This is a genomic window from Rahnella variigena, from assembly GCF_003610915.1.
Lineage (GTDB): Bacteria > Pseudomonadota > Gammaproteobacteria > Enterobacterales > Enterobacteriaceae > Rahnella > Rahnella variigena.
In genome coordinates this window covers 2,189,592-2,215,590 of record NZ_NSDJ01000001.1, presented here as the reverse complement: position 1 = coordinate 2,215,590, position 25,999 = coordinate 2,189,592, and the positions used below count along the sequence as shown (strand labels likewise).

The 25,999-nt window shown below is 54.6% G+C and carries 27 protein-coding genes and 1 riboswitch; of the genes, 8 read left to right on the top strand and 19 right to left on the bottom strand.

What is annotated here, in order from left to right; translation table 11 throughout:
* Positions 1 to 148 precede the first annotated feature (148 nt).
* Together CKQ54_RS10245 and CKQ54_RS26170 are read left to right on the top strand one after the other, a co-directional pair.
* Positions 149 to 778, top strand: coding sequence for an aspartate/glutamate racemase family protein (locus CKQ54_RS10245; RefSeq protein ID WP_120160471.1), 630 nt, complete (start codon positions 149 to 151; stop codon positions 776 to 778).
* Between the two features lie 110 nt (positions 779 to 888).
* Positions 889 to 972 carry a small membrane protein YohP gene (locus tag CKQ54_RS26170; protein WP_019105993.1) on the top strand — a complete coding sequence of 28 codons (84 nt, stop codon included), beginning with the start codon at positions 889 to 891 and terminating at the stop codon, positions 970 to 972.
* 199 nt (positions 973 to 1,171) lie between these two features.
* Here CKQ54_RS26170 and pbpG read toward each other — a convergent pair whose 3' ends face one another.
* The 3 genes from pbpG to CKQ54_RS10225 form a co-directional block, all read right to left on the bottom strand.
* Positions 1,172 to 2,110: a D-alanyl-D-alanine endopeptidase gene (gene pbpG, locus CKQ54_RS10235; protein WP_167459627.1), complete on the bottom strand. Its 939-nt coding sequence runs from the start codon at positions 2,108 to 2,110 to the stop codon at positions 1,172 to 1,174.
* A gap of 249 nt (positions 2,111 to 2,359) precedes the next feature.
* The gene (gene dusC / locus CKQ54_RS10230; RefSeq protein ID WP_112291338.1) at positions 2,360 to 3,289 is read right to left on the bottom strand and encodes a tRNA dihydrouridine(16) synthase DusC; all 930 of its coding nucleotides are present in this window, start codon (positions 3,287 to 3,289) and stop codon (positions 2,360 to 2,362) included.
* A gap of 58 nt (positions 3,290 to 3,347) precedes the next feature.
* Positions 3,348 to 4,793: an MFS transporter gene (locus tag CKQ54_RS10225; RefSeq protein ID WP_120160465.1), complete on the bottom strand. Its 1,446-nt coding sequence runs from the start codon at positions 4,791 to 4,793 to the stop codon at positions 3,348 to 3,350.
* A 120-nt stretch (positions 4,794 to 4,913) separates the two neighbouring features.
* On the opposite strand from CKQ54_RS10225, the gene CKQ54_RS10220 reads away from it, so the two are divergent.
* Entirely contained in the window at positions 4,914 to 5,561 is a 648-nt protein-coding gene (locus tag CKQ54_RS10220) for a helix-turn-helix transcriptional regulator (protein WP_120160463.1), read from the top strand.
* 73 nt (positions 5,562 to 5,634) lie between these two features.
* On the opposite strand, the gene rhlE is transcribed toward CKQ54_RS10220, so the two are convergent.
* Entirely contained in the window at positions 5,635 to 7,044 is a 1,410-nt protein-coding gene (gene rhlE / locus CKQ54_RS10215; RefSeq protein WP_113877892.1) for an ATP-dependent RNA helicase RhlE, read from the bottom strand.
* Positions 7,045 to 7,421: 377 nt separating this feature from the next.
* On the opposite strand from rhlE, the gene mdtG reads away from it, so the two are divergent.
* The gene (mdtG, locus tag CKQ54_RS10210; protein ID WP_120160461.1) at positions 7,422 to 8,624 is read left to right on the top strand and encodes a multidrug efflux MFS transporter MdtG; all 1,203 of its coding nucleotides are present in this window, start codon (positions 7,422 to 7,424) and stop codon (positions 8,622 to 8,624) included.
* A 210-nt stretch (positions 8,625 to 8,834) separates the two neighbouring features.
* Here mdtG and CKQ54_RS10205 read toward each other — a convergent pair whose 3' ends face one another.
* The 6 genes from CKQ54_RS10205 to moaA form a co-directional block, all read right to left on the bottom strand.
* Positions 8,835 to 9,545, bottom strand: a complete 711-nt coding sequence (locus CKQ54_RS10205) for a Bax inhibitor-1/YccA family protein (protein ID WP_013576373.1) — start codon at positions 9,543 to 9,545, stop codon at positions 8,835 to 8,837.
* Positions 9,546 to 9,663: 118 nt separating this feature from the next.
* Positions 9,664 to 10,116: a molybdopterin synthase catalytic subunit MoaE gene (moaE, locus tag CKQ54_RS10200; protein WP_120160459.1), complete on the bottom strand. Its 453-nt coding sequence runs from the start codon at positions 10,114 to 10,116 to the stop codon at positions 9,664 to 9,666.
* Position 10,117: 1 nt separating this feature from the next.
* Positions 10,118 to 10,363: a molybdopterin synthase sulfur carrier subunit gene (gene moaD / locus CKQ54_RS10195; protein ID WP_120160457.1), complete on the bottom strand. Its 246-nt coding sequence runs from the start codon at positions 10,361 to 10,363 to the stop codon at positions 10,118 to 10,120.
* Entirely contained in the window at positions 10,360 to 10,851 is a 492-nt protein-coding gene (gene moaC, locus CKQ54_RS10190) for a cyclic pyranopterin monophosphate synthase MoaC (protein WP_120160456.1), read from the bottom strand. The genes moaD and moaC overlap by 4 nt, the downstream gene beginning before the upstream one ends.
* A gap of 2 nt (positions 10,852 to 10,853) precedes the next feature.
* Entirely contained in the window at positions 10,854 to 11,366 is a 513-nt protein-coding gene (moaB, locus tag CKQ54_RS10185) for a molybdenum cofactor biosynthesis protein B (protein WP_112291715.1), read from the bottom strand.
* A 31-nt stretch (positions 11,367 to 11,397) separates the two neighbouring features.
* On the bottom strand, positions 11,398 to 12,384 hold the full coding sequence (gene moaA / locus CKQ54_RS10180) for a GTP 3',8-cyclase MoaA (RefSeq protein WP_120160454.1): 987 nt from the start codon (positions 12,382 to 12,384) through the stop codon (positions 11,398 to 11,400).
* Positions 12,374 to 12,530: riboswitch (molybdenum cofactor riboswitch) on the bottom strand. Its footprint overlaps the gene before it by 11 nt.
* Before the next feature lie 272 nt (positions 12,531 to 12,802).
* Here moaA and CKQ54_RS10175 point away from each other — a divergent pair.
* On the top strand, positions 12,803 to 13,711 hold the full coding sequence (locus CKQ54_RS10175; RefSeq protein ID WP_120160452.1) for a gluconeogenesis factor YvcK family protein: 909 nt from the start codon (positions 12,803 to 12,805) through the stop codon (positions 13,709 to 13,711).
* 65 nt (positions 13,712 to 13,776) lie between these two features.
* On the opposite strand, the gene CKQ54_RS10170 is transcribed toward CKQ54_RS10175, so the two are convergent.
* From CKQ54_RS10170 to CKQ54_RS10155, 4 genes are all read right to left on the bottom strand, one after another.
* Positions 13,777 to 14,301 (bottom strand): isochorismatase family protein, encoded by a 525-nt coding sequence (locus CKQ54_RS10170; protein WP_120160450.1) that lies wholly within the window; start codon positions 14,299 to 14,301, stop codon positions 13,777 to 13,779.
* A gap of 40 nt (positions 14,302 to 14,341) precedes the next feature.
* Positions 14,342 to 14,710, bottom strand: a complete 369-nt coding sequence (locus tag CKQ54_RS10165) for a VF530 family protein (protein WP_013576381.1) — start codon at positions 14,708 to 14,710, stop codon at positions 14,342 to 14,344.
* A gap of 66 nt (positions 14,711 to 14,776) precedes the next feature.
* The gene (uvrB, locus tag CKQ54_RS10160; RefSeq protein ID WP_112291709.1) at positions 14,777 to 16,783 is read right to left on the bottom strand and encodes an excinuclease ABC subunit UvrB; all 2,007 of its coding nucleotides are present in this window, start codon (positions 16,781 to 16,783) and stop codon (positions 14,777 to 14,779) included.
* A gap of 544 nt (positions 16,784 to 17,327) precedes the next feature.
* Positions 17,328 to 17,756, bottom strand: coding sequence for a hypothetical protein (locus CKQ54_RS10155; protein ID WP_120160448.1), 429 nt, complete (start codon positions 17,754 to 17,756; stop codon positions 17,328 to 17,330).
* A gap of 16 nt (positions 17,757 to 17,772) precedes the next feature.
* On the opposite strand from CKQ54_RS10155, the gene CKQ54_RS10150 reads away from it, so the two are divergent.
* Entirely contained in the window at positions 17,773 to 18,483 is a 711-nt protein-coding gene (locus CKQ54_RS10150; RefSeq protein WP_112291705.1) for an ABC transporter ATP-binding protein, read from the top strand.
* A gap of 4 nt (positions 18,484 to 18,487) precedes the next feature.
* Here the strand turns inward: CKQ54_RS10150 and bioD are convergent, their stop codons facing one another.
* The 4 genes from bioD to bioB all read right to left on the bottom strand — a co-directional run bounded on the left by bioD (position 18,488) and on the right by bioB (position 22,315).
* Positions 18,488 to 19,168: a dethiobiotin synthase gene (gene bioD / locus CKQ54_RS10145; protein ID WP_112291703.1), complete on the bottom strand. Its 681-nt coding sequence runs from the start codon at positions 19,166 to 19,168 to the stop codon at positions 18,488 to 18,490.
* 188 nt (positions 19,169 to 19,356) lie between these two features.
* Positions 19,357 to 20,148 carry a malonyl-ACP O-methyltransferase BioC gene (bioC, locus tag CKQ54_RS10140; protein ID WP_120160446.1) on the bottom strand — a complete coding sequence of 264 codons (792 nt, stop codon included), beginning with the start codon at positions 20,146 to 20,148 and terminating at the stop codon, positions 19,357 to 19,359.
* Positions 20,132 to 21,283, bottom strand: a complete 1,152-nt coding sequence (bioF, locus tag CKQ54_RS10135) for an 8-amino-7-oxononanoate synthase (RefSeq protein ID WP_120160444.1) — start codon at positions 21,281 to 21,283, stop codon at positions 20,132 to 20,134. The genes bioC and bioF overlap by 17 nt, the downstream gene beginning before the upstream one ends.
* A 3-nt stretch (positions 21,284 to 21,286) precedes the next feature.
* The gene (gene bioB / locus CKQ54_RS10130; protein WP_120160443.1) at positions 21,287 to 22,315 is read right to left on the bottom strand and encodes a biotin synthase BioB; all 1,029 of its coding nucleotides are present in this window, start codon (positions 22,313 to 22,315) and stop codon (positions 21,287 to 21,289) included.
* Between the two features lie 142 nt (positions 22,316 to 22,457).
* Here bioB and bioA point away from each other — a divergent pair, with 142 nt between their 5' ends.
* Positions 22,458 to 23,735, top strand: a complete 1,278-nt coding sequence (gene bioA, locus CKQ54_RS10125) for an adenosylmethionine--8-amino-7-oxononanoate transaminase (RefSeq protein WP_120160441.1) — start codon at positions 22,458 to 22,460, stop codon at positions 23,733 to 23,735.
* Here bioA and CKQ54_RS10120 read toward each other — a convergent pair whose 3' ends face one another.
* The gene (locus CKQ54_RS10120) at positions 23,736 to 24,689 is read right to left on the bottom strand and encodes a LysR substrate-binding domain-containing protein (protein WP_120160440.1); all 954 of its coding nucleotides are present in this window, start codon (positions 24,687 to 24,689) and stop codon (positions 23,736 to 23,738) included. It lies immediately after the preceding gene.
* 154 nt (positions 24,690 to 24,843) lie between these two features.
* Between CKQ54_RS10120 and CKQ54_RS10115 the strand changes: the two genes are divergently transcribed.
* Entirely contained in the window at positions 24,844 to 25,998 is a 1,155-nt protein-coding gene (locus CKQ54_RS10115; protein WP_112291426.1) for a methionine aminotransferase, read from the top strand.
* Position 25,999: the final 1 nt, after the last annotated feature.

Here is a 25,999-nt window from a genome sequence, read left to right as displayed (position 1 = left end):
TGGTACATACTTTATTTGTTTTAAATCAAGGTATTATTTATTTGGTAGTGAGTTCGTACACTAACTAACAATTTTTTACAGGCGAAAAGCCCTGCATACTGGAAAGAAATTCATTAACGTAGTGACACGCATTACTCAGGAGAATCACATGCGCATCACCTGTTTACACACGGCGGACAGCAATATTGCGGTATTTGACCATACAGCGCGGGAGCTTGGGCTAACTCAGCATCAGTTTCTCCATGTCTCACGGCCTGATTTACTGGCCGCAGCCGAAAAGGCAGGCGGACTGACTGAGGATATTCGTCAGCAAACTGCCGATGTGTTGCTGGCATTGAGTGAAAATGCCGACCGCGTTTTACTGACCTGCTCGACGCTGGGTTCAGCCGCAACGCTTGCCAGCGAAACAGCCACGGTGCCGGTTTTGCGAGTCGATCAGGCGCTGGCGCAACAGGCCATGAAAACGGCGGGCAATGTGGTCGTGCTGTGTGCAGTCGAAACGACCCTGGAGCCGACGCAACAGTTATTCACGCAGGTGGAAAAGCATCCGCAGGCACAGTTTGAAATCCGTCTGGTAACCGGCGCATGGGAAAAGTTTAAGCAGGGTGATCTGGCGGGATACTTACAGGCCATCGCGGCAGCGGCTGATGCGCAATATTTGAAAGGTGCGGTCTGTGTGGTGCTGGCACAGGCATCAATGACCGGCGCGGCGCAGCTGACACAAACGGGCAAACCGCTCACCAGCCCCGAATGTGGCTTACGCGCGGCGCTGGCCTGAAAAAACAGCGAGCAAAAAGCAAAAACGCAGGCAGAAGCTATACTGATAAGGAATATCATTGGCTTAGCCGGACGGCTGATGATGACTGAAAAGTATGTTAAGGAGAAAACATGAAAATTATTCTGTGGATCATCGCCATCATCTTTATCGTCGGCCTGCTGACCCTCACAGGTGTCTTTAAACTGATTTTCTGATCATCAGTTCATTCCCTGCAAACAAAAAGTCCGGCACATGGCCGGACTTTTTCATTTATCAGCAATGACTGAAATATCCAAATAATTCGGATTGCAATAAGGCGGCAAGCGAACGAATCCCGATGAGCTGACATTAGTCAGTGATTCGGGTGAGTGAACGTCGCCAACGCCATTGCGGTCCGAAGTATGCAGGATATTTTTAGTCGTCTGCTTCTTCGACGGAAGGCTGCGTCTTCTGCTGCTCTTTCTGCTTACGATAGTTCTTCGCAATTTGTGGAACGGGCACAGTTTTACCGGTTTCCATCCAGGTGCGCAGACGGTTGGCGTCGGCAAATGCGGTGTATTTTCCGAAAGCATCCATCACGACCAGGGTAACCGGTTTACCGTTGATGGTGGTGCGCATCGCCAGACAATGCCCTGCATCATCGGTGTAACCGGTCTTGGTCAGCTGGATATTCCAGGACGGGTTTATGATCAGATGATTGGTATTACGAAATGGCAAGGCATACGCCGGATGGCTGAAGACCGCGGTTTTTTCGGCTGTGGTGCTCAGCTGGCCGATCAGCGGATAACGCTGGGAAGCCAGCAGCAGACGGGTCAAATCGCGTGCAGTCGAGACGTTATGCGGCGATAAACCGGTCGGTTCCACATAATGCGTGTGGGTCATTCCCAGCGATTTCGCTTTGGCATTCATGGCTTTAATGAATGCTGAGTAACCGCCAGGATAATGCGCCGCGAGACTGGCTGCTGCACGGTTTTCCGAAGACATCAGCGCCAGCTGAATCATTTGACGACGGGTAATTTCGCTGTTGATTTTCACGCGGGAGAAAACGCCGCGCATTTCAGGCGTATTACTGATATCGACGTTAATCACTTCGTCGAGTGGCAGATTCGCATCCAGCGTGACCATAGCGGTCATCAGCTTTGTCAGGGAGGCAATCGGCCTCACCTCATCAGGATTTCGGGAATAAATCACTTCATGGCTTTTAAGATCCACCACCATGGCGCTGCCGGAAGCAATTTGAACAATCGGGGCGACGGCCTGCTCTTGCTTTGCAGCGAAGGCGGCAGGTGCAGACAACATGCCTGTATTTAAGGCTAATAAGCTCAGAACCAGAAGACGGATTTTCACATGCATTGCTCTGTATTTAGAAAGTTGTCATTGAGTTATGTCGAAACAGCGGGCGGAATTATAAGGGACGCGAATAGTCTTAGCACCCGCATTTTTCAATTCTATTTGTCACAAAGTCTGTCACCAGCGCCCGCCAACCGTGGAACGGCGAGTAAGTGAACACTTGCGTAAGATTAGCCTGAAATGAAAAAGGGACGGTTAAAAGCGTCCCTCCGGATTCTGTCGTCTCTCTGCCCCTGGAAAGACATCATGGCATCACCGGTTGATGCGTTCGGCAATTTCCTTCGACGTCTTCAGCACGCGCACTTCAGTAAATAACTCTGTCGCTTCTTCGTACTCTTTGCGCAAGTAGCTCAGCCACTGTTTGATACGCGCAACGTGATACAAACCGGTGTCGCCCTGCTTTTCCAGACGGGTGTATTTCTGCAACAGCGTCATCACATCCGGCCACGGCATACGCGGTTCGTTGTACTTCACCACGCGGCTGAGGTTCGGGATATTCAACGCACCACGCCCCAGCATTACCGCATCGCAACCGGTGGTTTGCAGACAGGCCTGACCGCTTTCGTAATCCCAGATTTCGCCGTTAGCAATCACCGGAATACTCAGCCGCTGACGGATTTCACCAATCGCGGCCCAGTTAATGCGCTCCGGCTTGTAACCGTCTTCTTTGGTTCGCCCGTGAACGGTCAGTTCGGTGGCACCGGCCTGCTGTACTGCATCAGCAATTTCAAAACTGCGCTCGAGGGAATCCCAGCCAAGACGTACTTTCACGGTCACCGGCAAATGCGCGGGAACGGCGGCGCGCATGGCTTTCGCACCCTGATAAATCAGCTCAGGATCTTTAAGTAGCGTGGCTCCGCCGCCGCTGCCGTTGACCATTTTCGACGGGCAACCACAGTTGAGATCCACTCCGTAAGAGCCGAGCTCAACGGCAAAAGCGGCGTTTTCAGCCAGCCATTGCGGATATTGTCCAAGCAGTTGAACACGCACCCGCGTACCGGAGGGCGTACGGCTGTCGTGATGTAATTCGGGGCACAGGCGATGGAAAACTTTGGCGGGCAGCAGCTGATCGACCACACGCACAAACTCAGTGATGCACAAATCGTAGTCGTTCACTTCAGTGAGAAGTTCACGAACCAGAGGATCAAGCACACCTTCCATCGGAGCCAGTAATACGCGCATCGTTGTTCAACCTTTAAAAATGACGCGCAAGATTACCGCATGGCCCGCCGCCGGGCAATTACCCTTGTGACAAATCGCGGCTCAGGTGTTCCGGCGCATTGCCGCTGGCCTGCCGGGCTTTTACCGAGCGCCAGGCAATCCACACAGCCAGGAACGCCGGTATGGCAAACAGCAGGAACATCCAGAATGCCGCGTTGGCCGCACCGGCATCTCCCTGACTCACGCCCGCGAAGTTAGCGACAGTGCCCGCCAGTGCCGCGCCGAGCGCTGACGCAAAAGACTGCACGACAGTTATTGATGCACCGGCTTTTTCGCGGTCGTCCTCCGGAGCCTGTTGCAGCACGCGGGTCAGCAGATGCGGCCAGCCAAGACCGATGCCGAAACCGGCCAGCGTCAGCCCGAGAACCACACCACTGATATTTAGCCACGGCAGACCAAACGCGACGGGTACGGTAAACAACAATAAAAGCAAACCGGCAGCCAGTATCACCGGCCCGCAGACAATGGCGTTGTCGGCACGGCGACCTGTCCAGCCGGAGCTCGCGACTTCGCTTAATGTCCAGCCCGCTGCCGCGGCTGCCGTGATATAACCGGCCGCCAGCGGCGCCTGACCATGCAAATGTTGCAGCATATAAGGGACAAACAGTTCGCAGCCGAGGCCGATAATCAGCAGACTCATCACCAGATACAGCCCGTAAAGCGGAGAAGAACGGCGTAATGCATCGCGCGGCAGCAGCCTGACATCAGCGGTAAATTCGCGGTGACGCAGAATTAACATCATCACCACCGCAATCACGAATCCGAGCAGGTTAATCAGGCCTTCGGAGGACAAACTCCCCGCAGAAACCACCAGCACCGAGCCGGTCAGCAACGCCAGCTGCATCAACGGTAACGGCTCGTCGGCCTGTTTTTCACGCTGCGCTTTTGGCAAAATCCGCCATACCCACAGCCCGAACAAAGACGTCACCGGCAGCAGCAAACCAAATGCCCAACGCCAGGCGTGCAGTTCCGCAAAAATCCCGCCCACTGCCGGGCCGATCAGCGTCGCAATCCCCCACATGGCAGAAATCAGCGCCATTGCCCGCGGCCAGAGAGATTCTTTAAACAGCAGATTGATCATCGCGTAAGAAAGCGCAAACAGGAATCCGCCGCCCAGCCCCTGCAACGCCCTTCCGAGCAGCAACACCGGCATATTCGGTGCGGCGGTACAAATCGCGGCACCGGCGATAAAAATACCGGTCGCCATCAGATAACTGCCGCGGGGTCCGGCGGTCCGCATCAGACGGGCGGAAAGTGCCGAGCCCAGTATGGAGCACACGACGTACAGTGTAGTGTTCCACGCATACCACGCCAGCCCGCCGATATCCTGCACGACAGAGGGCAAAATGGTGATCACGATGTAACTGTTGGTGGCGTAAAGCGCGACACCGGCACTGAGGGTGATGGCGCTCCCGCGGTTCTCTGCACTGAATAAGTCCGCCCAACCGTTCTGACTTCCCGACATTTCTCTGCATCCCTTTGGTTTGTGCTTTCCACACATTGAAGCGTGATGTGGTTATGGTATGATTAAAACAAGAAATAACTTGGAATATGTTTTACGTAATCTAGAACCCGCCGAGGTAATATGTCAAGCAATGACTTGGAAAATAAAAATGACGTCAGACAAAGTGTGGCAGAGCGCCTGCTGACGCTTCTGAAAACGCGCGGGGAATTACAGGCCAGTGATGCCGGTCACCTTTTGGGCACCACCGGAGAAGCCGCACGACAACAGTTCGTGAAGCTGGCAAAAGAAGGTCTGGTGGAAGCCAAAGCCGTTTCCCAGGGTGTCGGCCGCCCGTCACAATACTGGCAGCTGACCGCCGCAGGCCATGCGCGATTCCCCGATGCGCACGCCGATCTCACCGTACAACTTTTGCAGCTGATCCGCACCTCTCTGGGCGATTCAGCGCTGGATCAGCTGATCACTTCGCGGGAAAAAATCACGCAGGAAAACTACCACCAGGCGATGCTCGGGGCGGTGTCGATGGAAGAAAAATTGCAAAGGCTGACGGATATCCGTACCCGTGAAGGTTATATGGCGGACTGGACATTACAGGAAGATGGCAGTTATCTGTTTATCGAAAATCACTGCCCGATTTGTGCCGCCGCCGCTACCTGTCAGGGATTTTGCCGGGCAGAACGCGATGTGTTCAGCGAAGTGCTGGATGCTGATGTGCAACGCACCGAGCATATTTTACAGGGCGCACGGCGTTGTGCCTATGTGATCCGATAAACCGGATCAGCTAGATTGCAGACGAAAAAAAACCGCCGGTGAAGGCGGTTTGATTGCACAACAGTGATAACAATTACTTGTTGCCGCTGCCTGCATTGCCGGTGCGACGCTGACCTGCATGAGCAGGACGCGAACGTGCCGGACGGTTTTCAGCTGAACCGCGGTTTTCTGAACCACGATTTTCTGAGGTACCGCTGCGCTGACCATTTCCGCCCTGACGCGGAGCGCCGGAACGTGGAGCACCAGAGCGCGGTGCGCCCGGACGCTGGCCCTGACGTGGCGCGCCACGACCACCGCCGCCGCTGCCCTGACGACCATTAATGATCGGCTCAGCTTTGATGCTCGGGTCTGGCTCGTAACCTTCCAGCGCGATGCGTGGAATTTCACGTTTCAGCAGACGTTCGATATCACGCAGCAGTTTGTGTTCGTCAACGCACACCAGAGAAATCGCTTCGCCGGTGGCTTCCGCACGACCGGTACGGCCGATACGGTGAACGTAATCTTCCGGTACGTTTGGCAGCTCGTAGTTCACCACGTGCGGCAGCTGGTCGATATCCAGACCACGCGCAGCGATGTCAGTCGCGACCAGAACACGGATAGAACCGGCTTTGAAATCGGCCAGTGCGCGGGTACGTGCGCCCTGACTTTTGTTACCGTGAATAGCGGCGGCAGTGATGCCGTCTTTATTCAGCTGCTCAGCCAGATGGTTTGCGCCATGTTTGGTACGGTTGAAGACCAGCACCTGTTTCCAGTCGCCTTCGCCGATCATCTGAGACAGCAATTCTCTTTTACGTTTCTTATCAACAAAGTGAACGCTTTGTTCAATTTGCGCAGAAGCGGTGTTGCGACGGGCTACTTCGACAGAAGCAGGGTTGGTCAGCAACTTGCTCGCCAGACCTTTAATCTCATCAGAGAAGGTCGCGGAGAACAGCAGGTTCTGACGCCTGGCAGGCAGTTTCGCCAGCACGCGACGGATGTCATGAATGAAGCCCATGTCCAGCATGCGGTCGGCTTCGTCCAGCACCAGAATTTCAACCTGAGATAAATCAACAGCACGCTGATGTTCAAGATCCAGCAAACGACCAGGCGTTGCGATCAAAACATCCACACCACCGCGCAGTTTCATCATCTGCGGGTTGATGCTCACACCACCAAATACCACCAGCGAACGCAGGGTCAGGTATTTGCTGTAAGCCTGTACGTTTTCACCAATCTGCGCCGCCAGCTCACGGGTTGGGGTCAGGATCAGCGCACGAACCGGGCGACGTCCTTTGAATTGCGCGTTGGTATGGCTGAGCATATTGAGCAGCGGCAGGGTAAAACCAGCGGTTTTACCGGTACCGGTCTGCGCACTCGCCATCAGGTCACGACCTTCCAGCACGACAGGAATAGCCTGACGCTGAATAGGCGTAGGTTCGCGATAGCCCTGTTCTTCAACAGCACGCAAAATTTCGGCACTTAAGCCGAGGGAATCAAATGACATATAAGGAAAAGCTCCAGTCCACTCTAACCCGAACGGGGTTCGGTGCAGTTTCAAGAGTGGATGATCAGACGAGGCAAATGAGGCATTACCACGAGGATTCGGCACAAACTGCAGTGCGCCAGTTGGGTCGATTCTACCACAGAACGCCGCCGTGCGTGAATTTATCTCCTGCAGGCCTGTAACGGGCGGTTACAGAGGCTGACTCCGGCGGCGCTTTCAGGCGGCATAATCTGTCGTGATAATCCCAAATGTTGACACAGGATAATCAATTATAAATCTGATGAATGGGTTCCCACTTTTTGCGTCCCCCTTCACAGATTTGATTGCTATGCTTCGTTTCTCACACTCCTCTGTCCATAAGGCTCGCTCGCTGCAACATGGAAACCTGGAAAGTAAATTTAATCTCCGTCTGGCTGGGCTGTTTTTTCACCGGCATGGCGATGAGTCAGATCCTGCCTTTTTTACCGCTTTACATCGAACAGCTTGGCGTCACATCTCATGAATCACTGAGCCTGTGGTCAGGACTGGTGTTCAGCGGTACGTTTCTGGTTTCGGCCATCGTTGCGCCGCTGTGGGGCAGCCTTGCGGATCGTAAAGGCCGCAAGCTGATGTTGCTGCGCGCCGCACTGGGTATGGCAATTGTCATGATGTTGCAGGGTTTCGCCACCAACGTCTGGCAGCTTTTCATTCTGCGTACGCTGATGGGGCTGACGTCCGGGTATATACCCAATGCGATGGCGCTGGTCGCCTCGCAGGTGCCCCGGGATAAAAGCGGCTGGGCGCTGGGCACCTTGTCTACCGGTCAGGTATCTGGTGTCATTATCGGCCCGCTGCTCGGCGGTTTTATGGCTGACCATCTCGGCCTGCGCACGGTATTTTTCGTCACCAGCGCCATGTTGTTTATCAGCTTCCTGATCACATTATTTCTGATCAAAGAACGCGTAGTGCCGGTGACCAAAGCCAACCGGCTGAGTGGTAAAGCGGTATTCACCACACTGCCTTATCCGTGGCTCATCGTCAGCCTGTTCGTTACCACCATGATGATTCAACTGGCGAACGGTTCCATCAGCCCGATCCTGACGCTGTTTATCCGCGAGATTTCGTCTGACACCAGCAACATCGCGTTTATCAGCGGCGTGATTGCCGCGGTACCCGGCGTTTCCGCGCTGATGGCCGCCCCGAAACTCGGTAAGCTCGGCGACCGCATTGGCGCGCACCGCATTCTTATCGCCGCACTGGTCTTTTGCTTCATTCTGTTCTGCCTGATGGCGCTGATTAATACACCGACCCAGCTGGGTATTTTGCGTTTCATGCTAGGTTTCGGTGATGGCGCGCTGATGCCTGCGGTTCAGGCGCTGCTGGTGAAATACAGCAGTGATCAGGTCACCGGCCGGATATTTGGATACAACCAGTCGTTTATGTATCTCGGGAACGTGATCGGGCCGCTGATTGGCTCGAGCGCCTCAGCCCTGCTCGGCTTCCGGTGGGTGTTTATCGTGACGGCGATTCTGGTGCTGTTTAACACCGTGCAGGTGTGGTGGAGTTTTCGGCGTGTACCGACGGGGCGGGTCAGAGTTTGATGTGCTCCTCCCCCTGCGAAGGGGGAGGACGGGAGGGGGTTTTAAGGGCTGACACCATTATCCCTGCACACTTCAGCATTCATTTTTTGACCTTTATACCCCACCCCAACCCTCCCCTTCGCAGGGGAGGGAGCTAATAAACCTCACCAGCCGGCATAAAAAAAGGGACACTTCTCAGTGCCCCTCTCAAACGTTTGCAATCAAAAACCGTTACCGGCGGTTGCCGAAAATCCGCAACAGCATCAGGAACAGGTTGATGAAATCGAGATACAACGTCAGTGCGCCAACAATGGAGTATTTACGGAAGTTATCGCGATCATCAGCAGACAACTGCGCACCCATGTTTTTCAGCTTCTGTGTGTCATACGCGGTCAGACCGACGAAGATCAGCACACCGGCGTAAGAAATGATGTTCGCGAGGCCGGAGCTTTTCAGCCACATGTTCACCAGCGATGCCAGCACCAGGCCGATCAGCGCCATGAACAACATACTGCCGATACCGGTCAGGTCACGCTTGGTCACGTATCCGTAAACGCTCATCGCGCCAAACATACCGGCGGCGACAATGAAGGTACCGAAAATCGAATCACCGGTGTAGACCAGGAAAATACTGGAAAGCGTCAGCCCGGTCAGCGCGGAATACAGCATGAACAAACCGGTGGCGACCGTGCCACTCAGGCGATTCACCATGCCAGAAATCACGAAGACCAGCGCCAGCTGCGCGATGATCAAACCGAAGAAAGTAATCTGGCTGGAGAAAACAAAACTCATGATTTTCTCAGAGCCGGAGGCGTACCAGGCCACAAATGCGGTCAGCAGCAAACCACAGAACATCCAGCCATACACTTGCGCCATGTACGCCTGAATGCCGGTATTCGCGCGTTCAACAATTGAACCGTTACTGCGTGGATATCGATCCATGATGATTACCCTTTTGCATGGAGGACAAAAAATGAGGCCAGAACAGCCTCCCGATTTTTTAAGCGTATCACAGATAGAGAGAAAAGCATGGAAGGTCTGCGTGCGGTTGAGATGCGATTTACCAGCGCGCCGCGGCCTGTTTATCGCTGTCACGGGCATCAACCCAGCGGTCGCCCTCTTCCGTGGCCTCACGCTTCCAGAACGGTGCGCGGGTTTTCAGATGATCCATAATGAATTCATTGGCTTCAAAAGCCATGCCACGATGCGCGCTGGTCACGCCGACAAACACGATTTCATCCCCCGGATACATCGGACCCACGCGGTGATAAACCGACACGCGTTGCAGCGGCCAGCGGGAACGGGCTTCAGCAACAATTTCTGCCAGCGCTTTTTCGGTCATGCCCGGATAATGTTCCAGCGTTAACGCGCTGACATGATTACCCAGATTGTGATTGCGCACTTTGCCGGTAAACGTCACCACAGCACCGTCGGCGTCAGATTGCGCCAGCCAGTTGTACTCATCACCCACGCTGAACGGCGCGGCATCCACAACAATTTTCGTCTCGCTCATCTCAGCCCCCGGTGACCGGTGGGAAGAAGGCCACTTCATCGCCCGCCGTGAGCGGATGCGCCATCGTGGTCAGCGTCTGGTTAACCGCCACCAGTAACTTTCCGGATTCCAGCGCCAGTGCCCAGCGGTCACCGCGCGCCGTAAGCGAAGTCCGTAACTCTTCCACCGTTGAGAAATCCGACGGAAGTTGCAGGCTCGAGGTGCCGGTCAGTTCGCGTACCTGCGCGAAGAAAAGAACGTCGATCATATTTCCACCTTACCTTCCACCTTAAAGTCTCCGGATTTGCCGCCGGTTTTTTCCAGCAGGCGGATCGGGCCGATCACCATATCTTTCTGCACCGCTTTACACATATCGTAAATAGTCAGCGCCGCCACGGAAGCCGCCGTCAGCGCTTCCATTTCCACGCCGGTTTTTCCACTCAGACGGCAGCGGGATTCGATGCGCACGCGGTTATGTTCCGGCTGCGCGTCGAGATTTACTTCCACTTTGGTCAGCAACAGCGGATGACACAGCGGGATTAAATCCCAGGTCTTTTTCGCCGCCTGAATGCCAGCGATACGCGCCGTAGCGAACACATCACCTTTATGGTGGTTGCCGTTAATGATCATCGCCAGCGTACCGGCCGCCATTTCAACAAAGGCTTCGGCTCGCGCTTCGCGAACCGTTTCGGCTTTACCGGAGACATCCACCATGTGCGCGTCGCCGGAAGCATTAATGTGAGTGAGTTCAGACATACTTATTTCTTCAAATGTGGAGTGAAATTGCACGGTCCCTGACGGGCGTCGAGCTGCGCTTCAATGATGTTGTCCCAGGCGGTCTGGCAGGCGCGGGTCGAGCCGGGCATGGCGAAAATTACCGTCTGGTTGGCGATGCCGCCAATGGCGCGCGACTGAATGGTCGAGGTACCGATATCTTCAAACGACACCATGCGGAACAACTCGCCAAAGCCTTCGATTTCGCGGTCAAACAGCGGTTTCAGCGCTTCCGGCGTATTGTTGCCGGCGTTAAAACCGGTACCACCGTTGATCAGAATCGCCTGGATTTTTTCATCCGCTATCCACGCAGAAACCACGGCGCGGATGCTGTAAATGTTCTCTTTGACGATTTGCTGTGCGACGACGTGATGCCCGCTTTCGGTCACGGCCTCTTTCAGGTAATGCCCGGATGTGTCTTCAGCGTCGGTGCGGCGGTCGGAAACCGTCATGATCGCCACAGATAAAGGCAAAAACTCTTTACTGGCTTTGCTCATCAGTTTGCTCCTTAAACGATTAATGCCGGACTCAGCCGCCGATAAACGACAGGTTCTGGGTAATTCCGGTATTGCCTTCATGCAGGAAGTGAGTTTGTTTTTTGCGGCTCAGACCGCCCTGAATGCGGTCCATCAGATCGTCCTGCTGCATGTCGTGGGCTAATAAATCACGCAGAGGGATGCCCTGCTCGCCGAAAAGACACAAATGCAGATTGCCGATGGCAGACACGCGCAGCCGGTTACAGCTGGCGCAGAAGTCTTTTTCGTACGGCATGATCAATCCGATTTCACCGAGATAATCCGGATGGCTGAAAACCTGCGCGGGGCCGTCGCTGCGGGAGCGAACTTGTAACTGCCAGCCCTGACGCACCAGCTGTTCGCGAAGCACTTCGCCCGACACGTGATGTTTGCGGAACAGATCGCCGCCGTCGCCGGTTTCCATCAGTTCGATGAAACGTAGCTGGATCGGACGGGTTTTGATCCAGTCGAGGAACGTGTTCAGGCTGGCGTGATTCACATCGCGCATCAGCACGGTGTTAACTTTCACCTTGCTGAAACCGGCGTCAAAAGCCGCGTCGATTCCGGCCATCACATCGTGGAATTTATCCTGACCGGTGATGGCGTGAAACTGGCGGGCGTCGAGACTGTCGACGCTGACGTTGATGTTGGTCAGACCGGCATCGCGCCATTTATCGATATCACGCGCCATGCGATAACCGTTAGTGGTCACCGCGAGGGTTTTGATGGAAGGATTTTCGCGCACTGCGGCAATGATCTCGCAGAAGTCGCGGCGCAGCGACGGTTCTCCACCGGTCAGGCGCACTTTTTCTGTCCCTAAGTGAGCGAACGCGCGGCTGACCCGACGGATTTCATCGAGCGAGAGAAAACTTTTATTGCTGTGTCCGTGCGGCTTGTAGCCATCCGGCAGACAATAGGTGCAACGAAAATTGCACACGTCTGTGATCGACAGCCGCAAGTAATAAAACTTGCGGGCAAAAGCATCAGTAAGTTGAAGCACCTTAACACCTTTCCAGATACGGGAGATGCGGGCATTTCTGCCATACACCCTGGTGACTTTCGTCACGGCCAGGGCTCCATATTGTTTCTGTGGGAACGACGTCAGAAAGGCAACTTAGGAACCAGGGCTAGGAGTTGATTCATCCGATCCATAGCGGAGCGATGATGAATACGGGGGTAACGGGGCATATTCTAACGCCGCAAAGTCCGGATCGCCAAGATGGTTTTTCGTTATGCATTTTGATATATAACGATTTTTCACGACAAAAGACTGCATTTTCAAGGCTAAAAGCGTTTGATTTTGAATACGCTGAGTCTGCAAATGTCGTGCCCTTAAGTGATAACATCTTGTTGCAAAGTTAGGTAAAATCCCCGCAGAAAATTGATTTATATCGCCACTCCCCATTGAAAGGAAAACCATGCGTAACCGAACATTAGCAGACCTCGACCGGGTGGTGGCGTTAGGCGGAGGTCACGGGCTTGGCCGCGTGATGTCCTCCCTCTCCTCTCTCGGCCCGCGTCTGACCGGCATCGTGACCACCACGGATAACGGCGGTTCGACCGGCCGCATACGTCGTTCCGTGGGTGGCATTGCCTGGGGCGATATGCGCAATTGCCTGAATCAGCTGATTACCGAACCGAGTCTGGCCTCCGCGATGTTTGAATATCGCTTCAGCGGTCAGGGAGAACTCGACGGGCATAATCTGGGGAATCTGATGCTGCGTGCGCTCGATCACCTGACCGTGCGTCCGCTTGAAGCGATCAATCTGGTGCGCAGCCTGCTGAAAGTGGATGCCGAACTGATCCCGATGTCAGAACAGCCGGTCGATCTGGCCGCCATTGATGCCAACGGTGAAACGGTTCATGGAGAAGTGAATGTCGATAAACTGACGCAGATCCCGCGGGAACTGCGGCTTGAACCTCAGGTGCCGGCCACGCGCGAAGCGTTGCAGGCAATTGCAGAAGCTAATCTGATCCTGATTGGCCCCGGCAGTTTCTTCACCAGCCTGATGCCGCTGTTGCTGATGAATGACCTCACCACTGCGCTGCGTCGCAGCCGTGCGCACATTGTGTATATCGGCAATCTGGGGAAAGAACTCAGCGTCGCCGCGGCTTCTCTGACGCTGGATAACAAACTGGATATGATCGAAGCGCGCATTGGTCGCCGTGCAGATGCCGCGATTGTGGGGCCGAAAGTGACAGTTGGTGGAAGCGCGGCTGAACATCTGATTATTCAGAGCCCGCTCGAAGCCAGCGATGTGCCCTATCGCCATGACCGCGATATGTTGCGGGCGGCCATCGAAGAAGCGCTGCAAAAGATGCTCTGATTTACTGAATAGCAGAAACACGAAAGGCCGCGCGATGCGGCCTTTTTTGCGTCCGGAAACTGAATTTACTGCCAGTCAGCCAGGATCTCATTGGTGGTTTTCACGGTAACCGGATTGCCCGGCACGGATAACTCACGCCACACTTCATTATGCTGACCGATCAGTTGCTGCGCCGTCACATGCGTGCGGTCGCCGGTGGTATGCGCGTCCGATGCGACGGTCACGGCATAGCCTTTGCTGGCGGCAACTTTGATGGTGGTATCAACGCAGTAATCCGTTGCACAACCACAGACCGTAAAACGGGTCGCGTTCAGTTCCTGCAATACCGATTCGAGCGTAGTGCGATAGAAAGAATCACAGGCGGTTTTGGTGACAGAAATTGCCCCTTCCGGCTGATGAAGTTCAGGTAACACTTGCCAGAATTCACTGCCTTCGGTCATTTCACCTTCAGCGTGCTGAATGAAAATAACGCGCCCTGCCCGGTCAATCAGCTGATTAATGCGCTCAGCCCGTCCGCTGCGGTCATAACGCGGGGAGATGAACACTCCGTTTTGCATATCGATCACGATAAGAACCTGTTGCTCTGACACGATCCTTCCCCTCAAATGAACAGAATGAAATGCGCGTAAATTACTTTTTCACCAGCGGATGGTTATTCCACGGGCTGTCGGCAGCCGGTTTGGCGGTACTGACTTTTGGCTTTTGCGGAGCCTGTGCTGAGAGCGGTGTGCGGCGCTTGCTGCGTGTCATGTCCGGGCGCAGATGACCTTCGATGAAATCCAGATACAGCGTTTCCACTTCCTTGCGCGCCCACGGCGTACGGCGCAAGAATTTAAGGCTGGATTTCACACTCGGGTCACTTTTAAAGCAGTTGATATTCACCTGCGAGGCCAGCGCCGGCCAGCCAAAGTTATCCACCAGCGTTGTCAGCAGTTTTTCCAGCGTGACGCCGTGCAGCGGATCTTTCGCTGCGCCAGGATTTTGTGGTGTGTCAGTCATTGGCTCGCTCTTCGTTAAAATGTCTGGGTCATGATTTTTAAGCCGCGCAGTCTACCACCCTTCTCGTTATGAAATCGCAATAAACTGCTCGCGCAAGGCATGCAGTTCGTCGCGGGTATTGGCTGCTTCTTCGAATTCCAGATTCTGCGCGTGCGCATACATCTTGCTTTCCAGCTCTTTGATGCGTTGCTCCAGCGCTTTCGGCGTAAGCGATTTGAAGGTCTGCGCCGCTTCTGCATCGCGTTTGTCTTTGTTCTTTTTGGTCTTAGGCTGACCGAGTTGCAGGATGTCGGAGATCTTCTTGTTCAGCCCCATCGGCGTGATGCCGTTTTCGAGGTTATACGCTTCCTGTTTGGCGCGGCGACGTTCGGTTTCTTCAATGGCGCGGGCCATCGAGTTGGTAATTTTATCACCGTAGAGAATCGCTTTACCGTTGAGGTTACGCGCCGCACGGCCAATGGTCTGGATCAGCGAGCGTTCAGAACGCAGGAAGCCTTCTTTGTCGGCATCCAGAATGGCCACCAGCGACACTTCCGGCATATCCAGCCCTTCTCGCAGTAAGTTGATACCGACCAGCACATCGAATTCACCCAGACGTAAATCGCGGATGATCTCCACACGCTCGACGGTATCGATGTCAGAGTGCAGGTAACGTACTTTCTCGCCGTGTTCTTCAAGATACTCGGTCAGGTCTTCCGCCATACGCTTGGTCAGCGTAGTGACCAGCACACGCTCGTTAACCGCCACACGTTTACGAATTTCAGACAGCAAGTCGTCCACCTGGGTGGTCACCGGACGCACTTCGATGATCGGGTCCAGCAGACCGGTCGGACGCACCACCTGATCGACCACATCATCACCGGATTTCTCCAGTTCGTATTTACCCGGCGTGGCCGAGACATAAATACTTTGCGGCGCCAGCGCTTCGAATTCCTCAAAGCGCATCGGGCGGTTATCCAGCGCGGAAGGCAGACGGAAACCGTATTCAACCAGCGTTTCTTTACGCGAGCGGTCGCCTTTGTACATCCCGCCGATTTGCGGGATGGTCACGTGGGATTCATCAACAATCAGCAAACCGTCGGCAGGCAGGTAATCGAACAGCGTCGGAGGTGCCTCGCCCGGCCCGCGCCCTGAAAGGTAGCGCGAGTAGTTTTCGATACCGGAGCAATAACCCAGCTCGTTCATCATTTCGAGATCAAACTGCGTGCGCTGGCTGATACGCTGTTCTTCCAGCAGTTTGTTATTGGCCAGCAGCACTTTACGGCGATCCGCCAGTTCGACTTTGATTTCTTCCATCGCCTGCACGATGCGTTCACGTGGGGTCACGTAGTGCGTTTTTGGGTAGATGGTGAAACGCGGCACTTCGTGCTGAACCTGACCGGTCAGCGGATCAAACAGCGACAGACGTTCGACTTCCTGATCGAACAGTTCAATGCGTAGCGCCAGATCGTCAGATTCTGCCGGGAACACGTCAATGACTTCCCCGCGCACGCGGAAAGTACTGCGCTGGAAAGCCTGATCGTTACGGGAATATTGCAGCTCCGCCAGACGACGCAGAATGGCTCGCTGATCGATGATCATCCCTTTGGTCAGATGCAGCATCATTTTCAGATACAAGTCCGGATCACCCAGACCGTAGATGGCAGAAACTGACGCTACCACGATGACATCCCGGCGTTCCAGCAGGGCTTTAGTCGCGGAAAGACGCATTTGCTCAATGTGTTCGTTCACTGAGGCGTCTTTTTCAATAAAAGTGTCTGAGCTCGGGACATAGGCCTCGGGCTGATAGTAATCGTAGTAGGAGACAAAATATTCCACCGCGTTTTCCGGAAAGAACTCTTTCATCTCGCCATAAAGCTGCGCCGCGAGCGTTTTGTTCGGGGCGAGCACCATCGTCGGACGGTTCAGGTCAGCAATCACATTCGCCACGGTAAAAGTTTTGCCTGAACCGGTCACCCCGAGCAACGTCTGGTGCGCCAGCCCGTTCTCCAGCCCTTCTTCCAGGCGGCGTATCGCCTCAGGCTGATCGCCTGAAGGTTTAAATTCGGAATGCAGTTTGAACTCTTTACTCATGACGGGCTACCTGACTGAAATGGAAATGCACAAGGCCGTACGGGCTGAACCGGTGAACAGTTCGGGGAAAAATAGTATGAAAGACTTGGCAATTTTTGCCAGTCCAAATTTTACCGCTGTTATAATACTGTATATAAAACCAGCTTCCAATCGATAAAATCAGCACCTCTTTTAACATCTTGCTGCCACTGCACTTTTTTAGGTTATGGCAAATGAGAAATCTCACCATCAGTTGACATTTTTATCCCGATATTTACCGCTACTCACTTTCTGACCACAGCTTGACGAAGATTGACACAACTGTGACGAACGAATTACGCCTGTATTGCTTTTAACTAACTCATTGATATAAAACCACATCATCAAAAAGCTGCGAATACGGGCAAACTGAGCGCAAGCCGCGTCCTGACTCGTCTGTAGCAACTTTTCTTACTCTCATGCACAAGGTTATCCACAGGAATAGTGGATAAGTCTCAGTACACCAGGCGCGGCGGGAGTTGGTAAAAAACCATTTTTTGCTCCGTCAGCGCCTGAGAGCTCTTTTTTAGTTATTTTTTATCTTTTTTATCTCCTTATTTATGCCTATTTCGCCTGGATTTCCGAGCGGATGTTCCTTGCAAAACCCAAAAGTGCATCTGATCAGGATTTTCCAGCTTCTCAACGGCGCAAACCTTGCACCAAAATTAGTGAAACCGGCACTGCCAAAGTGCAGTTTACTTTTACAACGGCTCACGCCGAATCTCCAAATCCTGACAATACTCATGAATAATCCTAAATCATCCGTACGTGGCCTGTTAACAGCCACGTAACGTCTCTTTTTATCACTCCCTGGTAAAACTTGGCCTGAGAGTTGCAAATTCACTCTTTGAAGAGATTTCGTGAAGGATTCCCCTGTAGAACGCGCATACAGCGGAACATAAATGTCAGAAACATGACAGTGGCCGTCAAAATGCAGTCCGGTGAAAAGCGCCATGAGGGAGGTATGTCTGATGTTAAGTGTAAAATCCGTTAATCAGTACTATGGGCAAAAACATATTCTTTGGGACATCAATCTCGAACTGTACCGCGGGCAATGCACCTGCCTGATCGGGCGAAATGGCGTGGGCAAAACGACGCTGATCAATTGCATCATGGGGCATCTTCCGGTGAAAAGCGGCGCAATTTCCTGGCAATCGCGTGATGAAGAGCCGCAAAGTCTGCTGAATCTGCCTGTGGAAAGCCGCGCACAGATGGGTATCGGTTATGTACCTCAGGGGCGGCAGATTTTTTCGCAGATGAGTGTCGATGAAAACCTGCAAATCGCCATGATGGCGAGCCGGAATAAGACGCGTCGCGTGCCTGAAGAAGTCTATGACCTGTTTCCGGCGTTAAAAGAGATGGGCACGCGTAAGGCGGGAGAGCTTGATGAAAGCCAGCAGCAACAGCTGGCCATCAGCCGGGCGCTGGTTCAGGAGCCCGAATTACTGATACTGGATGAACCGACCGAGCACACCAGCGCATCGATGGCGGCGAACATGGGCAATATTATTCACCGCCTGAACCGGGATCTGGGTCTGACATTATTGCTGGTCGGCCACAAACTGCCGTTCATCCGCAGCGTCGCCGACCGGTTCTGTCTGGTCGATGGCGGCCGCGATGTCGCACAAGGCACGCTGGCACAGCTCGACGATCAGTTAATCAAAAACTATCTGACGGTCTGATGTTTCACGCCGTGAGACGGTCAAGATCCAGATATTGTCCCAGATTAACGTCCAGTCCGGCGCTCAGGTACGGGATCTCGCCCAGCAGCGGCGCAGGCAGCATACGCGTGAGCGTATCCATATACGCCTGATGATGCTTCCCCGTTTCCTGCACGTCGTTGGCTATCCAGCCCGCCAGATGCAATCCGCTTTGTGCGATCGCCTGCGCCGTCAGCACCGCGTGGTTAATGCAGCCGAGGCGCATTCCCACCACTAACACCACCGGCAACTGCTCGGCGATAACCCAGTCAGCAAAGGTATAATCCGCGGTCAGTGGCGTATACCAGCCGCCCGCGCCTTCCACAATCACCCAGTCCGCCAGCGGTTCCAGATGACGTAAACCTGCGGATAACACCTGCGGGTCAACCGGACGCTTTTCCAGTTCGCTGACGATGTGCGGTGAGGTCGGTTCGATAAAAGTGCAGGGATTCACTTCGTCATAACGCAGACCCACGGTGCTGTAAGCCTGCAACGCCAGAGCATCGCTGTTACGTGGCCCTTCGGCGGTCATTTCACTGCCAGATGCCACCGGTTTGTATCCGGCGGTTGTGTGTCCGGCACATGCGGCAGCCTGCAAGAATGCGGTGGTCGCGACGGTTTTTCCGACTTCAGTGTCGGTGCCGGTAATGAAGTATTTTTGTTTCATGAAAAGCCTGGGGTTGGTTGGCTCCCTCCCCACATTGAAATCAGGTTTTGCTCCTCCCCCTGCGAAGGGGGAGGTCGGGAGGGGGTTTTAAAGACGACTCCAGAGTTGCCATTAATACCCCACCCCAGCCCTCCCCTTCGCTGGGGAGGGAGCAGACCGCGCCTGTTTCAAGCCTGGGAGGAGCTTTGTTAACGTGGGATAAGTTCTTCGACCTGCAAAATGCCGTAGACCAGCCGGTAGTTGAGGGGCAGGATGCCGTCGCGCCGGACGTAGTGTTTTTCCAGCAATTGCAGACGTTCGCGTCCTCCCAGACCGCCGAGGCGGCCGTTTTTGATGTGCGTCGCGCCGATGCCTTTCAGCGAGCGCATCAGTGACATCACATCGGGGAATTCGGCCACGTGGTCGCTGAAGGTTACTTCGTGTCGATACGGTGCGCAGGCTTCGGCTATTTTGTCCGGCGTCAGAAACTGGTTCACGTGACGGCGGCCATCGACTTTCATCCATGCCGCAGCCAGTTCGTTAAGCGAACCTTCTGCCAGCGTGGAAAACAGCACCAGCCCGCCGTTGCGGGTAACGCGGTGCATTTCTTCCAGCGCGCGCGGTAACGCGTTACACCACTGCACCGCCAGATTGCTGAAACAAATGTCGACAGAATTGTCGGCGAACGGCAAACGTTCTATGTCGCCCGGCACATATTCATCGGCGGAATCCAGCTCACGGGCACGGTCTAACATGCCGTCGGAGAGATCCAGCGCAATAACCTTTTTGCCCTGCGCCTTCCAGTGACGGCTAAAATGTCCGGTGCCGCAACCCGCATCGACGACCAGATTACCGGCGTCTTTAAGATACGGCGCTGCGAGCGCCAGTAATTCCTCGCCTACATCACGCTGCAACTGTGCGGCGTTTTCATAACTGATGGCGGCGCGACTGAACGCGTCGGCCACCGCTTGTTTGTTCACTAATTCAGTGACTGCACCCATGAAGGGACTCCAGCAAAAAATCGATATCTTCCGGCTCATGCGCCGCCGTCAGGGTGATACGCAACCGCGCACTGCCCGGCGGCACCGTCGGCGGACGGATGGCGCTGATCCACAACCCGCGTTCACGCAACGCCGAAGCCAGATCCAGCGCTGGCTGATTCTCACCCACAATAACGGGCTGAATAGCGGTCTGTGAACCGGTCAGCTGATAGGGTAAACCGGCGGCTCCCGCGCGAAAACGGGCAATATTGGCCGCCAGTTTATCACGCAAGTCGTCGTCCTGCCGGACTCGTGCCAGCGCAGCCTGTAACGCACACACCTGTGCGGCGGGCATCGCCGTGCTGTAAATCAGATGACGGGCGAACTGCAACAGATAATTCGCAGTCGCATCATCACACAGCACTGCCGCCCCGCTGCAGCCGAACGCTTTTCCGAATGTGACGACCAGCAGCTCAGGCCGCACGCCCTGCTGCCAGCAACTTCCGCGTCCTTCTTCGCCGGTCACGCCCACGCCGTGCGCATCATCCACCATCAGCCAGCTGCCGTGCGTTTTCGACAAATTATGCAGCTCAGCCAATGGCGCAGCGTCACCGTCCATACTGAATACGCCTTCTGTAACCACCAGCGTTTCACCGCTGAACGGCTTTTCCAGCAGACGCTGCAGGGAATCCGGCTGATTGTGATGAAAACGCCGTAATTGCGAAGGCGCATGTGCCGCGGCTTCCAGTAAAGACGCATGACTGAGTTTATCGGCCAGCACGCGATCCTCAGCCTGCATCAGCGCGGCAAGGATCGCCTGATTGGCGGCAAAACCGGAGATAAACAGCAACGCACGCGGATAACCCTGCCAGTCCGCCAGTTGCTGCTCAAACTCGGCGTGCGCCAGACTGTAACCGGTGACGTGACCGGACCCGCCGCTGCCGACGCCATATTTCTCCGCGCCCTGCTGCCACGCGGCAATCACATCGCGGTTCTGGCTCAGGCCGAGATAATCGTTGCCCGAAAAATTCAGATAACGTCGCTCATTCTGCGTCAGAAAACGCACGCTGCCGCCCTCGTTTGGCTGGCGCACACGAAATGCCGCCACCTGTTTACGCGCCGCGACCGCTTCGTTGATCCGCGTTTGCCAGCTCACCGGTTATACCGCCGCGTTGTAGAACTGATCGGTATCAGCATGAATCAGTTGTTCGGCCAGCGCGGCCTGCTGCTGGTTGTCGCCCATTTCTGTTTCGAAGGACTGAGGATTCAGCCCCAGTTTGCCAAACAGAATTAAGTCTTTATCTTCCGCCGGGTTCGGCGTGGTCAGCAGTTTGCAGCCGTAGAAAATCGAGTTAGCACCGGCCATAAAGCACATCGCCTGCGTCTGCTCGCTCATCTGCTCGCGACCTGCGGAAAGGCGCACGTAAGATTGCGGCATCATGATGCGCGCCACGGCAATGGTGCGGATAAAATCGAAAGGATCCACATCGTCGTTATCAGCCAGCGGCGTGCCTTTGACTTTCACCAGCATGTTGATTGGCACGCTTTCCGGCGGTACCGGCAGATTCGCCAGTTGCATCAGCAAACCCGCGCGATCTTTAACGGTTTCACCCAGACCGACAATTCCGCCGGAACAGACTTTAATGCCCGCACCGCGCACTTCCGCCAGCGTATCCAGACGTTCCTGATAGCTGCGGGTGGTAATGATGCTGCCGTAAAATTCCGGTGAGGTATCAAGGTTATGGTTGTAGAAATCCAGACCGGCGTGCGCCAGACGCTGCGCCTGCGTGGTGTTCAGCGTGCCGAGCGTCATGCAGGTTTCCATGCCCATTTCCTTCACACCCTGAACCATTTGTTCGAGATACGGCATGTCACGGTCGTGCGGATTTTTCCACGCGGCGCCCATGCAGAAACGGGTCGAACCGGCGGCTTTTGCCTGACGGGCAGATTCCAGCACCTGTTCCACTTGCATCAGACGTTCAGATTCCAGTCCGGTTTTGTAACGGGAACTCTGTGGGCAGTATTTACAGTCTTCCGGACAGGCACCGGTTTTAATCGACAGCAAGGTGCTGACCTGCACCTGACGCGGGTCAAAATGCTGACGGTGAATTTGCTGAGCTTCGAACATCAGCTCGAGGAATGGCTTATCGAACAAGGCCTGCGTTTTTTCCAGCGTCCAGTGGGACATGACGACATCTCCAAATAATGCAATCAGAATGATTTTGGGGTTAATATTTTATGATTAGTAAACCATTTTTAATTTGTTTTGGTTTACCGTCAACGTTAAAATTATTTTTTAGTTTACAACTTAGCTCCCCCAGGACTCATTTATGACCCCCGCCGATATTGAATTCGATCAGCGCCACATCTGGCATCCGTACACTTCGATGACCAAACCGCTGCCCGCGTATGCCGTGGAATCGGCGTCCGGCGTGATGTTGCAACTCGCCGATGGACGTCAGCTGGTTGACGGCATGTCATCCTGGTGGGCAGCGATCCACGGATACAATCACCCGCAGCTCAATCAGGCCGCAGTCGAACAAATCGGCAAAATGTCACATGTGATGTTTGGCGGGATCACGCATCCGTCAGCAATTGCGCTGTCGCGCCGTCTGGTGGAAATGACGCCTGCCGGACTGGAATGCGTGTTTCTGGCGGATTCGGGTTCGGTTGCCGTAGAAGTGGCGCTGAAAATGGCGATGCAATACTGGCAGGCGCGCGGCGAAAAACGTCAGACCTTGCTGACGCTGCGCAACGGCTATCACGGCGATACCTTTGGCGCGATGTCAGTGTGCGATCCGCAAAATTCGATGCACAGTTTGTATCAGGGATATCTGCCGCAGCATCTGTTCGCCGATGCGCCGCAAAGCCGCTTTGACGGCGAATGGGATGAAACGGATATCGCGCCGTTCGCCAGAATGCTCGACGAGAACCACAGCAAAATCGCGGCCGTCATTCTGGAACCGGTGGTTCAGGGCGCGGGTGGAATGCGGATCTACCATCCGTTGTATCTCAAACGCGTGCGCAAGTTATGCGACGAATACGGCGTGCTGCTGATTGCCGATGAAATTGCCACCGGGTTTGGCCGTACCGGCAAGCTGTTTGCCTGCGATCACGCCGGGATTTCGCCGGATATTCTGTGTCTCGGCAAAGCGCTGACCGGAGGCTATATGACGCTTTCGGCTACCTTAACCACGCGTCACGTCGCTGAAGTGATAAGTAATGGCGAGGCGGGATGTTTCATGCATGGCCCGACCTTTATGGGCAATCCGCTGGCCTGCGCGGTCGCCAATGCCAGCCTGCGGTTGTTAGCCGAAAACCGCTGGCAGGCACAGGTTCTGAATATTGCAAAACAACTGAAAACCGAATTACAGCCACTCGCGGAACATCCGGCCGTCGCCGACGTGCGGGTGCTGGGCGCAATTGGGGTGGTAGAGATGCGCCAGCCGGTGAATATGGCGCAGTTGCAGAAACACTTCGTTGAGCAAGGCGTGTGGATCCGTCCGTTCGGCAAGCTGATTTACCTGATGCCGCCGTACATCATTTCGGCAGAAGAGTTGAGCAAACTGACCGGTGCCATCGCCAGCGCACTGGCTGCGCTGTACTGATCAGTTTGCGCTGACTAACCGGTGTGACGTCGATAACAGCGCGCTCAGCTTTTCCCGGCTGAGCCGCGCTTCTTCATTGAGAAAATCAATCGCTACTTTTAGTGCGGGCGTCGGATTTTCCGGATACAGCAACGTATAAGACGCGCCGCTCGCCACGCACAGCGGGAACGGTGCGACAATCCGCCCCGCCTGCAAATCGTCCTCAATTAATGTCAGATCGCCAATCGCCACGCCATATCCCTGCAACGCAGAATTAATGGCCAAATCCAGCGTATCAAAATGCTGGGATTTGGCTGAAGGCAGCCCCTGAACACCCTCTTCCCGCAGCCATAACAACCAGTCACGACGATCCCGCGTCGGGTGCAACAGTGTTTTATCCTCAAGATCTGCCACCGCAGTTTGCCCTTTATGACGCGGCAAAAAATCAGGCACACAGACCGGTGTCAGCACTTCATCAAACAAATGATGTGCGCGACGCGATGATTCCGGCGGACGGCCAAAGACTACGGCAGCATCAAAATGCTCACTGCTGAAATCCACGCCGTGGGCGATGGATGCCGTCAGTTCAATCTGCATATCCGGGCGATCATTTTGCAGCTGGATAACGCGCGGCAACAGCCAGCGCATCGAACAGGTCGGGCATTTAATGCGCAGCGTATCAGGGTGCGAACCGACGCGTTTCAGGGCTTCCCCCATCAGTGCCAGCGCCTGTTGTACCGGCGGTAAAAGTTGTGCCCCGCGCGGGGTCAGCGTCAGCCCTCTGGCCTGACGCAAAAACAACGGATAGCCCAGCGTGGACTCAAGCCCGGTTATCTGGCGGCTGACCGCGCCCTGCGTGATATGCAACAACGAGGCGGCATGGGTCAGATTTAGCGTCTGCGCTACAACCACAAACGTTTTCAGCACGTTGAGCGAAGGCAAATTCAGGTACGGCAGTTCAGGCGAAAAGCTCACAGTTACCTCGTTGTAAACGTCATTAAGCCATGACTTCAGATCATAACGAGTATGACAAACTTTCCATTGTCGGCACAGGGGAACTGTTGCTTAATCATTCAAACCTGTTTTACCTTCTTATGGCCGCCCGGCCTGTATTTTTTGGGGAAATGCTATGAAGAGCGCCATGTCGCCGCAGTCTAAATTACCGGACGTCGGCACCACTATTTTTACCGTCATCGGCCAGCTCAGCGCCGAGCATAATGCCCTGAATTTATCGCAAGGTGCGCCGAACTTTTCCTGTCAGCCCGCGCTGATCGAAAGTGTCACCAAAGCCATGCGTGAAGGTCATAACCAGTACGCGCCGATGAGCGGCGTGGCGGCCTTACGTCATGCGCTTTCTGCCAAAGCCGAAGCACTTTACGGCTGCAAATATGACGCCGACAGTGAAGTGACCGTGGTTGCCAGCGCCAGCGAAGGCCTGTATTCCGCCATCAGCGCACTGGTTCATGCGGGCGATGAGGTGATTTATTTCGAACCGTCTTTTGACAGCTACGCGCCGATTGTCCGTTTGCAGGGCGCGAAGCCTGTTGCGATCGGCCTGTCGATGGACGATTTCAGCATCGACTGGGATCAGGTAGCAAGTGCGATCAACAGCCGTACGCGGATGATCATCATCAACAGCCCGCACAACCCGACCGGCGCCATTTTCACGGATTTCGATATCGAACGTCTGACCGCACTGACCAAAGACACCGGCATCGTGATTTTGTCCGACGAAGTGTATGAGCATGTAGTGTTCGACGGCGAGCGCCATGAAAGTATGGCCTGCCATCCGCAACTGGCAGAGCGCAGTGTGATTGTGTCGTCGTTCGGCAAAACTTATCACGTCACCGGCTGGCGTGTGGGCTATTGTCTGGCACCGGCCGAACTGATGAGTGAAATCCGTAAAGTGCATCAGTTTATGATGTTCTCCGCGGATACGCCGATGCAGGTGGCTTTCGCCGAAGCACTGGCTGATCCGCAAAGTTATTTAGGTCTGGCGGATTTTTATCAGCAAAAGCGCGACCTGCTGGCCGAAGCGCTCAGTGAATCCCGCTTTGAATTACTGCCAAGCCGTGGCAGCTTCTTTATGCTGGCGCGTTTTAGTCATTTCAGCCCGCTGACCGACGACGAATTTGTGCTGAGCCTGATCCGCGATCATCAGATTGCCACCATCCCGCTCTCGGCTTTTTATAGCAATAACAAACCCACCGGGCTTATCCGCCTGAGTTTCGCCAAAGACAACGACACGTTGTACGAAGGCGCACGCCGCCTGTGTCGCGTCTGAG